General features: G+C 70.5%; 11 protein-coding genes. 2 read left to right on the forward strand and 9 right to left on the reverse strand.

Annotation, left to right across the window (positions count from 1 at the left end):
* Nucleotides 1-51: 51 nt before the first annotated feature.
* From ABT130_RS07915 to abc-f, 6 genes are all read right to left on the reverse strand, one after another.
* Nucleotides 52-1137 (reverse strand): DMT family transporter, encoded by a 1086-nt coding sequence (locus ABT130_RS07915; RefSeq protein WP_451935668.1) that lies wholly within the window; start codon nt 1135-1137, stop codon nt 52-54.
* A 69-nt stretch (nt 1138-1206) separates the two neighbouring features.
* Nucleotides 1207-2724, reverse strand: a complete 1518-nt coding sequence (locus tag ABT130_RS07920; RefSeq protein WP_350953813.1) for a DUF2079 domain-containing protein — start codon at nt 2722-2724, stop codon at nt 1207-1209.
* 222 nt (nt 2725-2946) lie between these two features.
* Nucleotides 2947-3591: a response regulator gene (locus ABT130_RS07925; protein ID WP_350953816.1), complete on the reverse strand. Its 645-nt coding sequence runs from the start codon at nt 3589-3591 to the stop codon at nt 2947-2949.
* Nucleotides 3588-4745 (reverse strand): sensor histidine kinase, encoded by a 1158-nt coding sequence (locus tag ABT130_RS07930; RefSeq protein WP_350953887.1) that lies wholly within the window; start codon nt 4743-4745, stop codon nt 3588-3590. Before ABT130_RS07930 ends, ABT130_RS07925 begins: the two co-directional genes overlap by 4 nt.
* Nucleotides 4745-5536, reverse strand: coding sequence for a hypothetical protein (locus ABT130_RS07935; protein ID WP_350953818.1), 792 nt, complete (start codon nt 5534-5536; stop codon nt 4745-4747). Before ABT130_RS07935 ends, ABT130_RS07930 begins: the two co-directional genes overlap by 1 nt.
* 215 nt (nt 5537-5751) lie before the next feature.
* Nucleotides 5752-7386, reverse strand: a complete 1635-nt coding sequence (abc-f, locus tag ABT130_RS07940) for a ribosomal protection-like ABC-F family protein (protein ID WP_350953820.1) — start codon at nt 7384-7386, stop codon at nt 5752-5754.
* Between the two features lie 302 nt (nt 7387-7688).
* On the opposite strand from abc-f, the gene nagA reads away from it, so the two are divergent.
* On the forward strand, nt 7689-8825 hold the full coding sequence (gene nagA, locus ABT130_RS07945) for an N-acetylglucosamine-6-phosphate deacetylase (protein WP_350911453.1): 1137 nt from the start codon (nt 7689-7691) through the stop codon (nt 8823-8825).
* Between the two features lie 163 nt (nt 8826-8988).
* On the opposite strand, the gene ABT130_RS07950 is transcribed toward nagA, so the two are convergent.
* Both ABT130_RS07950 and guaB read right to left on the reverse strand, forming a co-directional pair.
* A complete protein-coding gene (locus ABT130_RS07950; RefSeq protein ID WP_350911451.1) occupies nt 8989-10107 on the reverse strand; it encodes a GuaB3 family IMP dehydrogenase-related protein in 1119 nt (372 codons plus the stop codon).
* A 72-nt stretch (nt 10108-10179) separates the two neighbouring features.
* Nucleotides 10180-11661 carry an IMP dehydrogenase gene (guaB, locus tag ABT130_RS07955; protein ID WP_350911449.1) on the reverse strand — a complete coding sequence of 494 codons (1482 nt, stop codon included), beginning with the start codon at nt 11659-11661 and terminating at the stop codon, nt 10180-10182.
* A gap of 294 nt (nt 11662-11955) precedes the next feature.
* On the opposite strand from guaB, the gene ABT130_RS07960 reads away from it, so the two are divergent.
* Nucleotides 11956-12333 carry a DUF5319 family protein gene (locus ABT130_RS07960; protein WP_030912798.1) on the forward strand — a complete coding sequence of 126 codons (378 nt, stop codon included), beginning with the start codon at nt 11956-11958 and terminating at the stop codon, nt 12331-12333.
* Nucleotides 12334-12388: 55 nt separating this feature from the next.
* Here ABT130_RS07960 and ABT130_RS07965 read toward each other — a convergent pair whose 3' ends face one another.
* Entirely contained in the window at nt 12389-12532 is a 144-nt protein-coding gene (locus tag ABT130_RS07965; RefSeq protein WP_350953821.1) for a hypothetical protein, read from the reverse strand.
* Between the last annotated feature and the right edge of the window lie 38 nt (nt 12533-12570).

The following is a 12570-nucleotide window of genomic DNA, read 5'->3' on the forward strand; positions in this document are numbered from 1 at the left end:
TGGCGGTACCACCCTCACAAGGGTTCTCGGCCGATTCGCGGGGGGTGGGGATCACTGCCGCTCCCCGTCCGGGCGCCGAGGAGCATTCCGCGTCGGCTTGGCCAGAAACGAGGACCGGCCGAGGATGACGATGCCGGTCACCAACGCGATCAAGCCGGCCACCACCGCCGCGAGCGCCTCCGGAGTGACCCGCAGGCGCTCGGAGAAGATCGCCACGCCCAGCACGATCCCGGTGATCGGCTCGGCGGCCGTGGTGGCCGGCAACGAGATCCGGAGCGGGGCGGCGTCGAACGCGCTCTGGTTGAGCAGCAGCCCCACCACGGCGACGCAGGGCAGAAGGTACAGCTGCCAGGTACCGGCCGGGTTCAGCCCGTTGCTCAGCGTGAGCAGGGAGCTGCGCGTCAGCACGTCCTGCAGCCCGTACAGCACCCCGGCGGCCGCCGCCAGCAACATCGCCTTGACATGCAGGGAACGCCGCAGACCGAACAGGACCAGCCCACCCGCCACCACGATCACCGAAAGCACCGCCAGCCACCGCATGGAACCCGGTCCAGGCAGAGTCCCGCCATGGGGCCGACCGCCGTACAGGAACAGCGCCACTCCTCCGCCCACCAGCACCGCGCCCAGCTGTAGCATGCGTCCGAACGGCTCCTGGTAGATGACATGGGCCGCGGTCAGCGCGAACAGCAGGTTCATCGCCAGTAGCGGCACCACCTTCGCCACGTCCGCCTCCCGCAGCGCGAGGGCGCCGAGGATCTGGCCGCAGAGCATCAGCCCGATCCCGGCCAGCCACAACGGCGTGCGGATGAGGTGCAGCAACAGGCGCAGGCGCAGCATGTCCTCCAGGGGCTGGCGGTACGCCGCATGCTGCTGTGCGACGAAGCCGAGGCCGAGAAGGCACGCCGCACCCAGCGAGATCGCGATGACCACAAGCGGTGACCTGTTTCGATGTCCGGTCCGACAGAAGGGGCACCAAGCGGTGAGGGCGTTCCCCACACCCTGACCACCACTGCCCACTACGTGAGTGCTCCGGCCCGGCAGGCTGGTGCTGAGCGGGCCCTCGAACAAGCCTTTCCCCGAACTCCGGCCCCCTATCCGGCCTGCCGGACTTTCACTCAGGCCTGAAGCTCCGGTCACCGGAGCCCACCCGGTCTTCCGATTGTGTCTGATCTTCAGCGGAGACCCTCGGGGGCGACATCCAGAAGATCAGGCGCGGTGCAGGACCACGTAGCCTTCGCGGTCGTAGACGACCCGGTAGCCCTGGCTCCTCAGTTCGTCGATGTGCTGGCGTTGGCGGTCGAGTGAGGCCCAGGGGTAGGCGGCGCGGGCGGTGTCGGCGACGATCCAGGGGGCGGTAGGGGGTCTGTCCTCCCACAGCAGGACGGTGGTGCGGGCGGACAGGCGGGGGCCCACATGGTTGACGGCCGCGACGACCACGCCGGAGGGTACGGCCGCGACCGCCTGCTCGGCCGCGACCACGTCGGGCTGTTTCTCGTAGAAGGAGGGCCTGATGAGCTGGTCGAAGGGGAATCGCGGGACGAGGGTGAGCGCGACGGCGCAGACGGCGGCCGCCCAGAGCAGCGACGCGCCGCGCTCGCTCAGGCCGGGTTCGCGCTCTCGTGCCCAGCGGATCACCCGGGCGGCTCCGTCGACTCCCGCGCAGAACAGGACGGCCACCGTGATGGCGCTGTGGTGGAAGTCGGTCACCCACCACTGCGCTCGGTCCGAGAGCATGCGCTCCAGCAACTGGGGGAGGGCGAACAGCGTCAGCGGGGAGAACAGGCAGGCCAGCAGGGTCGGCCACAGCAGGAAGGCCAGCGTGTCGAGCTTGACCTGCGGGCTGAAGAGGCTGCCGAGGACGCCCAGCGGGTCGCTGAGGACGTGCACGACCACCGCGGACATGTTGCCACCGAGGTGGCCGTACGCCCAGTACATGGTGGAGTCGCCGCCCACGGACGGGATGAGGATGGCGAGGACGAGACCGGTGTACGCCAGACCGACCCCCATGTACATGACCCCGTACACGACCCCGTGCCGGCGTCGCATCTGGAGCAGTACGTACCCGCCGAACCCGACGAGCATCAGCCCCATGTCCTCCTTGACCAGTAGCAGTGCCGCCGCCGCCAGCGCGGTGTGGCCGTGCCTGCCGGCGCTGAAGCGTTCGATCATGAGGGCGGTGAGCAGCGGGGCGAACGCGGCCTCGTGGAAGTCGAAGTTCACCGCCCTCGCGATCGGCCAGGACAGCGCGTAGGCGATGGCGACCAGGTAGGCGGGGCCGATGCCGAGCGTCCGCCGGGTGAACAGCCACAGCGGCGGTATGGCCAGCGCGAACAGCACCGCCTGGGCCACGATCAGCGTCTCGGGGCCGTCGTGCAGCCAGTACAGCGGGGCCAGCACCGCCAGGATCGGTGAGAAGTGCTCGCCCAGCTGCACGAAGTCCATGCCCAGACCGAGGTTGACGCCGCGTACCGGGCTGGTCGGGGCACCGAAGGAGGCGAAACCCCGCACCGCCTGGTCGAACAGCGTCAGGTCCATGCTGGTCGCCCGGAACAGGTCGTACCTGACCAGCCCCAGCAGGCAGTAGACCCCGGTGGCCGAGACGACCATGGCGGTCAGGGCGATCACGTGCCGCCTCCGTGCCGCCAGCCGGAGCGCCGTGGGGATCGCCCTGGGGATCGCCGACCGGAGGCTCGCCCGCTCGGCCGTGTCTGGCTGCAAGCCCACCTGTCTCGTCTCCAGCGCGCCGGGTACCAAAGTGATCAAAAACTAGCATCCCGGACATTAGCTGGACACTGCCACATCTTGCTTTCGCAAAATGCCCTATCTACCCCCATTGCTCTCCCGGCTCACCGGCGATGGACGCCAGGGGGTAACCCCGGGGCCCGAGGCATCGACCCCAGCCGCCGCTACTGACTCTCCCGGACCTGGCCGCGATCCGTGCAGAGCTCATATGCGGGGGATCTGGCCATGTTCGTAGGCCCAGATGACCGCCTGGACGCGGTCGCGGAGCTGGAGCTTGGCCAGGATGCGACCGACGTGGGTCTTGACCGTGCCCTCCGAGAGGAAGAGGCGCCCGGCGATCTCGGCGTTCGTCTCGCCCTGCGCGATGTGCTGGAGGACCTCCCGCTCGCGGTCCGTGAGGGGGATGGGCAGATCGGCCGGCAGCGGCAGGGTGGGGGCGACGTGGTCGAGCAGCCGCCGGGTGGTGGAGGGGGCGATGACCGCGTCACCCTCGTGCACGGTCCGGACGGCGGCCACGATCTCCTCGGCGGGCGCGTCCTTGAGCAGGAACCCCGAGGCGCCCGCACGGAGCGCGGCGAAGGCGTATTCGTCCAGGTCGAACGTAGTGAGCACGATGACCTTGGGCCCGGCCCCGGCCAGGAGCCTGCGGGTGGCCTCCACACCGTCGAGGAGCGGCATCCGCACGTCCATGAGCACCACGTCGGCGATGACCTTCCCGAGCCTGGCCAGGGCCTCGAGGCCGTCGCGCGCCTCCCCCACGACAGTCATGTCGTCCTGAGCCTGGATGACCATGATCGTGCCGGTACGCACGAGGTCCTGATCGTCCACCACGAACACCCGGATCGTCACACTGCGCCCTTCTGGTATGGCAAGCGGGCAGTCACCACGAAGCCCCGCTCCCCTGCGGCTCCGGCGGAGAGCGTGCCACCGACTGCCGACAGTCTCTCGCGCATCCCAGCCAGCCCGTTGCCCGGCGCCGTGCCCGCGGTCGGCGTGGGAGCCCGGCCGTCGTCCGCCACGGTCACTTCCAGGTTCACCGGCGTCCACGACAATCTGACCGACGAGCTCGCTCCGCCGCCCGCGTGCTTGAGCGTGTTGGTCAACGCCTCCTGGACCACCCGGTAGAGCGCCAGCTCCGCCCCCGGCCCGATCGGCCGCGCCGTACCGGAGGTGGTCATGGTCACCGCGAGCCCGGCCGCGCGAGTCCGATCCAGCAGCTCCGGGAGTTCGGCCAGCCCCGGTTGCGGCCGCAGATCGCCGGTCTCGGAGCCGACGGCGGTGTCCGAGCGGAGCACGCCGACCAAGCCGCGCATCTCGGTGAGCGCTTGGCGTCCGGTCTCCTCCACCGTGGCCAGCACCTCGGTGGCGCGGTCGGGGACCAGTCGCCCACCTCTGGCCTGGGCGACGATGACGGCCAGGGCGTGGGCCACCACGTCGTGCATCTCGCGGGCGATCCTGGCCCGTTCCGCCAGGGTGGCCTGAGCGGCTGACACGCTGGCCTGTTCCTTTAGGAGGTTGACGTAGGCGAGCTGAGTCCTGCGGTACAGGCCAAGCCCCCAGGCCGCCACCACAATGGCCACCAGAAGACCCAGCAGCATCCACGGATTCGGTCCCAGATGGGCGGCCGCGACGCTGGAGTCCGTGGCGAACCTGGCCGCCGCCAGTCCCGCCCCCGCCAGTCCCGCGACCACGGGTAGGTACGACCTGCCGTACGCGGTGCAGGAGTAGAGGGCGAGCGGGAAGAGCACGACGGTCGGCAAGACGATGAAGAGCCCGGTCACGACTGCTTGTACGGCCAGCGCCACGGCGATCACGAGGAATGCGCGCAGGTCCCGGCGGAAGGCGAACGCCACGTGCGCCAGCAGGCAGGCCGCCACCAGGATCGCCGCCCGCTCCCCCGGCACCGACAGCACCGCCACCACGACCGAGAGCAGGAACAGTGGTACCCCGACCACGAACGCGGCCACGGCGTCGAACGCCCGCGGCCCCGCCACCCACCGCATCACCGCGCGAGCACCCTGGCGGTCTGCCGCTGGTAGGCCAGGGTGGCCCCGGCCACCGCGAGCCCGAACAGCAGCCAGCTCCCGTACACGCAGGAGACCATGACGACCGCTGAGGCGTCACCGAGCGGCACCGGCCCGTCGGTCACGCCCATGAGCTGCGAGAGGGTGCCGAACACGGACATGCTCCCCATGGTGCTCAACATAGCGGCCCCCGTCCAACCGCCGAACAGCACCAGCCCGCGCGACAGCCGCCTCCCCCACGCCTGAACGAGGGCCAACGATCCGACCGCCCCGATGGCCAGCATGATCAACTCGCCGTACGGAAATCCCTCGGAGTAGTCGGCGGGGCGCAGGAACGACCCGCCCAGCGACCAGTACAGCTTGACCGTCGGATAGATGAACCCGAGCGCGAAGGCCGTGTAACCGAGCCACGGCCCGCTCGGCAGCCGGGTGCGCCGCAGCACCAGCGCCCCGACGAGCCCGGTGGCAGCGAGACTGAGTGCCCGTCCCGCCATCCCAGGCCCGTCCACCCGAGCGAACTCCCCCGCCGGTATCCCGGTCACCACGAAGAACGCGCGGAAGCAGTCGAGCACCAGCCCACCCGCCGACCAGAGCAATAGCACCGACGAGAGCCAGCCCACGGCGACCGGCCGTTCGAAGACGGCGAAGCCCGCACCGGCCAGGGCGGCGGCGGCCGTCACCCAATGCGGCGCGAACCCGGTGGTGTAGGACAGCGAGGGCAGCGCCCCGGTGGCCAATGCGGCGATGAACGTGAGCACGGACGCGGTCAACGCCGCAATTTGGACTCTGGATAGTCGCATGCCTCCAACGATTCCGCCCGGGAACGGCCTGCCGCGTCTGCACGGAGTCCACCAAGGAGGTGACCTGCGAGGTATTGACAGACCTGGGTTACAGCTCCAGAACCCCCTGGGTTCCGTCGACCGTGACGACCTGGCCGTCGCGCAGCCGTACGGTCGCCGTCCACCCCCCAGCCCGAGACGTCACCTCACACGTCAGGGGCGCTCGTTTCGAGCAGACGGCCCTCGGACAGGCGTAGCCAGCGGTTCACGCCGATCTCGGCGAGGAACCGCTCGTCATGGCTGACCACCACGAAGGCGCCCTCGTACGAGCGCAGGGCGCCTTCCAGCTGGGCGACGCTGACCAGGTCGAGGTTGTTGGTCGGCTCGTCCAGCAGCAGCAGCCGGGGCGCCGGTTCGGCGCACAGGACGCAGGCCAGGGTGGCGCGCAGCCGCTCGCCACCGGAGAGCACCCCGACCGGAAGGTGAACGCGGGAGCCCCGGAACAGGAAGCGGGCGAGCAGGTTCATCCGCTCCGCCTCCGGCAGTCCCGGCGCGAACGCGGCCAGGTTCTCCGCCACGGTGCGGTCCAGATCCAGCAGGTCCAGCCGCTGGGACAGGTAGGCGACCCGGCCGTCGGCCCGCTTGGTCCCGCCGCCCTCCGACTCCAGCTCGCCGCTGATCACCCGCAGCAGGGTGGACTTGCCGGCGCCGTTGGGGCCGGTCAACGCGATCCGCTCGGGTCCCCGGATCGTCAGGTCGGCCCCCTGCCCGGCGAAAAGGGCCCGCTCACCGTGACGGACCTGCATCCGCTCGCCGAGGAAGACCATACGGCCGGCCGGGACGTTGGTCCCGGGCAGCTCCAGCGAGATCCTCTGCTCGTCGCGCAGGGCGCGGCCCGCCTCGTCGAGCCGGGCCCTGGCCCCGCTGACCCGCGCGGCGTGCGTCTCGTCCGCCTTCCCCGCCGACTCCTGGGCGTTCCGCTTCATCCTGCCGGAGACGATCTTCGGCAGACCGGCGTCCTTGAGGGTGCGGGCGGCGTTGCCGGCCCGGCGCGCGGCCCGCTCGCGGGCCTGCTGCATCTCCCGCTTCTCCCGTTTGACCTCCTGCTCGGCATTGCGGACGTTCTTCTCGGCGACCTCCCGTGCGGCGCGCACGGCCTCCTCGTAGAAGGTGAAGTTCCCGCCGTAGGAGCGGATCTCACCCCGGTCGAGCTCGGCGATGCGGTCCATCCGGTCGAGCAGTGCCCGGTCGTGGCTGACCAGCAGCAGGCAGCCGTTCCAGTCGGCGAGCACGTCGTAGAGCCTTCTGCGCGCGTCGAGGTCGAGGTTGTTGGTCGGCTCGTCCAGCAGCAGCACGTCGGGCCGCTTCAGCAGCTGTGCCGCCAGGCCGAGGGAGACGACCTGGCCACCGCTGAGGGTGTGCAGGCGCCGGGTGAGGGAGACGTCCCCGAGGCCGAGCCGGTCCAGCTGGGCGCGGGTGCGCTCCTCGATGTCCCAGTCGTCGCCGACGGTGGTGAAGTGCTCCTCGCTCGCGTCCCCGGACTCGATGGCGTCCAGCGCGCTGATCACCGGGGCGATCCCCAGGACCTCGGCCACGGTCAGGTCGCCGACCAGGGGCAGCGTCTGGGGCAGGTAGCCCGGCATCCCCCGTACCGTGACCGAGCCCGCGGCCGGGCGAAGTTCACCGGCGATCAGCCTGAGCAGCGTGCTCTTGCCGGCGCCGTTGGGCGCCACCAGGCCGGTGTGCCCGGCGGGGACGGTGAACGAGAGGTCCTCGAACACCGGGGTGTCGTCGGGCCAGGAAAAGGACAGGTTGGAAACCACGATCAGGGCGTCGGACATCGAATCGCTTCCGCGTTCGGCCGGCACGGTGAGGACCGCCCGGCGAAATGGTCAGGACACGAAGACATCACCGATCGGCGGCCCCGCGATGGGCGCGTCACCGATGGCGATGGGATCCGGTATCACCCGGAGATGTCTTCTTCGCCTGCCATGTCATGCTCCGTTCCGCCGTTACTGACCGACTACCTTATCAGCGGAGAGCCTTTCTCTCATCGTCGATAAATCAGGGGCCCGGCGAACCGACGGCACCCCACGGTCGCGTCGGGGGCGGCTTCTGCCGGGGACCCGAGAGGATGGGGACCATGAGCATCACACTCGCTGACGCACGCATCGTGACCCCCGAAGGTGTCCACGGGGGCTGGCTCACCATTGAGGACGGCCGCATCACGCATGTGGGCCAGGGCTCCGCGCCGGGGCCAGGACTCGGGCTGGGCGGCCGGTATGTCGTGCCGGGTTTCGTGGACATCCACAACCACGGCGGGGCGGGCGGTTCCTTTCCCACCGGCGACCCGGAGCAGGCGAGCCGGGCCATCGAGCTGCACGCCCGGCACGGCACCACCACGCTGATGGCCAGCCTGGTCACCGCCTCCCTTGACGACCTGGCCGGGGCCGCCGCCGCCCTCGCCGACCTGTGCGAGGACGGCCTGCTGGCCGGGATCCATTTCGAGGGCCCCTACATCTCCGCGGCCCGGTGCGGCGCGCACAACCCGGCGCTGCTCCGCGACCCCTCGCCCCAGGAGCTCGCCGGACTGATCAAGGCCGGGCGCGGCCACGTGCGAATGGTCACCATCGCCGCCGAACTGCCCGGCGCGCTGGACACCGTGCGGGAGGCGACGGCGAGCGGCGTGATCGCCGCCCTCGGCCACAGCGACGCCACCTACACCCAGACGATCGCCGGGATAGCGGCGGGCGGCAGCGTCGCGACCCATCTCTACAACGCGATGCCGCCGCTGCACCACCGCGACCCGGGGCCGATCGCCGCACTGCTCCAGGACGAGCGCGTCACGGTCGAGCTGATCAACGACGGCGTGCACCTGCACCCGGCCATGACCCGCCTGGCCTTCGAGGTCGCCGGTCCCGGCAGGACCGCGCTGATCACCGACGCGATGGCGGCGGCCGGGATGGGCGACGGCGTCTACGGGCTCGGCCCGATGAAGGTGGACGTGGTGGACGGGGTGGCCCGGCTGGCCGAGGGCGGCGCCATCGCCGGCAGCACCCTGACCATGGACGTCGCGTTCCGGCGGGCCGTGCGCGAGGTGGGCCTGTCGCTGGCCGAGGCGTCCGAGATCGCCTCCCTGACCCCCGCCAGGGTGCTCGGCCTCGCCGACCGCCTGGGGTCCGTCTCGGTCGGCAAGCAGGCCGACCTGGTGGTGCTCACCGAGGAGCTGGAGGTCTCCGGCGTGATGCGCAGGGGCACCTGGATCGTCGAGCCCCGCTGAATCCCCCCACCGCCCGGATCCATCCGGCCGGAAGGCCGGACCCGCCGCGTGGGCCGGATCTGCCCGGCAGGCCGGGTGCGGTCCCGCAGCCGAGGCTCGGCGACCGGTGACAGCTGAGAAACGACGAACGCCCGGCCACCGGGCCGGGCGTTCGCGCGAGATCTCAGCCGGCCTGCGGGGCGACGACCACCTCGACCCGCTGGAACTCCTTGAGGTCGGAGTATCCGGCGGTGGCCATCGTGCGCTTGAGCGCGCCCATCAGGTTCATCGAACCGTCGGCCACCGAGGAGGGGCCGTGCAGGATCTGCTCCAGCGTGCCGATCGTGCCGAACTCGACCCGCTTGCCCCTGGGCAGCTCGGGGTGCTGCGCCTCCGACCCCCAGTGGAAGCCCTGGCCGGGGGCCTCGACGGCCCTCGCCAGCGGCGAGCCGACCATGACCGCGTCCGCGCCCACCGCGATCGCCTTGGCGATGTCGCCGGAGGTGCCCATGCCGCCGTCGGCGATGACGTGGACGTAACGGCCGCCGGACTCGTCCATGTAGTCGCGGCGGGCGGCGGCCACGTCGGAGATCGCGGTGGCCATCGGCACCGCCACGCCCAGCACCGTGCGGGTGGTGTGCGAGGCGCCGCCGCCGAAGCCGACGAGCACCCCGGCCGCGCCGGTCCGCATCAGGTGCAGCGCCGCGGTGTAGGTGGCGCACCCCCCGACGACCACGGGGACGTCGAGCTCGTAGATGAACTGCTTGAGGTTGAGCGGCTCGGCCCTGCCGGAGACGTGCTCGGCGGAGACCGTGGTGCCGCGGATCACGAAGATGTCCACGCCCGCGTCGATGACCGCCTTGTGGTACTGGACCGTGCGCTGCGGGGAGAGCCGGACCGCCGTGGCCACCCCGGCCGCGCGGATCTCCTCGATGCGGCGGCCGATCAGCTCTTCCTTGATCGGCGCGTTGTAGATCTCCTGCAGCCGCCTGGTGGCGGGCTCTCCCTTGAGCTCGGCCACCTCCTGCAGCAGCGGCATCGGGTCCTCGTACCGGGTCCACAGCCCTTCGAGGTCGAGCACGGCGAGACCGCCGAGCCTGCCGACCTCGATGGCGGTCTTCGGCGAGACCACGCTGTCCATCGGGCTCACCACGACGGGCAGCTCGAAGCGGTAGGCGTCGATCTGCCAGGCGATCGAGACCTCCTCCGGGTCGCGGGTACGACGGGACGGAACGATGCCGATATCGTCGAGCGCGTAGGCACGACGGCCGTTCTTGCCGCGGCCGATCTCCACCTGAGTCATATGTCTGTCTTTTCCGTTCCGTGGCGTGCATGGCGCACGCCACGTTTTCACGCGTGCGCGGTACGCGCCGCTCTAGCGACCGTGGTAGTTGGGAGCCTCGACCGTCATCTGGATGTCGTGCGGGTGGCTCTCCTTGAGGCCCGCCGACGTGATCGGCATCAGCTCGCACCGTACGTGCATCTCGGGGATCGTGCGGCATCCGGAGTACCACATGCCCTGACGCAGGCCACCGACGAGCTGGTGGGCCACCGCGGCGACCGGGCCGCGGTAGGGGACCTGCCCCTCGATGCCCTCGGGGATGAACTTGTCCTCGGTGCCGACATCGGCCTGGGCGTAGCGGTCCTTGCTGAACGAGGCGCCGCCGCGCTCCCGGTTGCGAACCGCGCCGAGCGAGCCCATCCCCCGGTACGACTTGAACTGCTTGCCGTTGATGAAGATCAATTCACCCGGGGACTCCTCGCAGCCCGCCAGGAGCGATCCGAGCATGACCGAGTCGGCCCCGGCCGCGATGGCCTTGACGATGTCACCCGAATATTGCAGGCCGCCGTCGCCGATCACCGGAACCCCGGCCGGGCCCGCGGCGAGGGACGCCTCGTGGATGGCCGTCACCTGCGGGGCACCGACGCCGGCGACCACCCGGGTGGTGCAGATGGAGCCGGGCCCGACACCGACCTTGACCGCGTCGACCCCCGCGTCGACCAGCATCTGGGCGCCCGCGCGAGTGGCGATGTTGCCGCCGATCACGTCGACCTTGCTGTTGGCCTTGATCTTGGCGATCATGTCGGCGAGGCCCTTGGAGTGGCCGTGCGCGACGTCCACCACGATCACGTCGACCCCGGCCTCGATCAGCGCGCTCGCCCGCTTATCCGCGTCACCGCCGACGCCGACGGCCGCCCCCACGACGAGCCGGCCGTTGGCGTCCTTGGTCGAGAGCGGGTACTTCTCGCTCTTGGTGAAGTCCTTGACGGTGATGAGCCCGCGCAGCCGCCCCCCGGCGTCGACCAGCGGGAGCTTCTCGATCTTGTTCTTCCTGAGCAGGTCGAACGCGTCGTCGGTGGAGACCCCGACCGGTGCGGTGACCAGCGGCATCGGGGTCATGACCTCGCGCACCGGACGGCTGTGGTCGCTCTCGAAGCGCATGTCACGGTTGGTGACGATGCCGACGAGCACGCCGCTCGCGTCGGTCACCGGCACCCCGGAGATCCGGTAGGTGGCGCAGAGGCGCTCGACGTCGGCGAGCGTCTCGTCGGGAGAGCAGGTGACCGGGTTGGTGACCATCCCGGCCTCGGAGCGCTTGACGAGGTCGGCCTGCTGGGCCTGGTCCTCGATCGACAGGTTGCGGTGCAGGATGCCGATGCCCCCCTGGCGCGCCATCGCCACCGCCATGCGGGCCTCGGTCACCGTGTCCATCGCCGCGGAGATCAGCGGGATCCGCAGGGTGATGCCCCGCGACAGCCGCGTGGTGGTCTCGGCCTCCCCGGGTTGCAGGTCCGAATACGCGGGCACCAGCAGCACGTCGTCGAACGTGAGCCCCCGATCGGTGAACTTGGCCATCTGCAACCCTCCTGCCGCGGCGCTCTCATGAAGGGGAAAGGCGCCGACCCCCGGGTCACAGTTTAGAGTCTGACGCCAAACCTGGTGGACCCGGGGGAAAAGCCGGAGGCCCGGATCTCCCACCGGAGTCGCATACTGGTAAGTAGCCGGGTTTCCGGTACGGGCCGGAGATCTTCAGGTTCCCGCTTCCAGGACCTCCCGGCCACCGCGGTCGCCTGCCCCGTACCGCCCCGGACCGTCATACTCGTGCCGGTTCGGGGTCTGTTTATCACATCCAGGCCATAAGGTGGGATCGTGCTCGACGATGTCCCTCGCGACCCGTTCGCGGATGACCCCGACGACCCGGCGGCGGCGCTGGGCGATCCCGACGATCCCGAGCCGTTGACCACGGACGAGCGCGACGAGGCCATGACCGACCTCGCCGACGTGGAGGTTTTCCGCTCACTGCTGGAGCCCCAGGGCGTGCTCGGCCTGGTGCTCGACTGCCCCGAATGCGGGGAGCAGCACTACTTCGACTGGGAGTTGCTGCGCGGCAACCTGCGCCAGATGATCGAAAACGGCCAGCCCCAGGTGCACGAGCCCGCCTACCAGCCCAACCCCACCGACTATGTGAGCTGGGAGTACGCCCGAGGCTACGTGGACGGTGTGATCGACACCGAGGAACACCACTGATCCACGTCGCCGGTTACCCCGGTCCGCCCACCGTGAGCCGTGAACACGCCCGGGATCAGCCGGACTGCGTGATCGACGCCGAGGAACACCGCTGATCCACGTCGTCGATCAAGGCGGCCAGCAGGGCGACCGCGGCGTCCGACGTGGAGACGGGCGTCCTGCGCGAGAGCGCCTCCACCAGGGCGTCGGTCTCGGCCACGGCCGGATCCTCGTCCGGCCCGTATCTTCGAGCCGGAC

This window comes from Streptosporangium sp. NPDC001681 (genome assembly GCF_040298085.1).
GTDB lineage: Bacteria > Actinomycetota > Actinomycetes > Streptosporangiales > Streptosporangiaceae > Streptosporangium.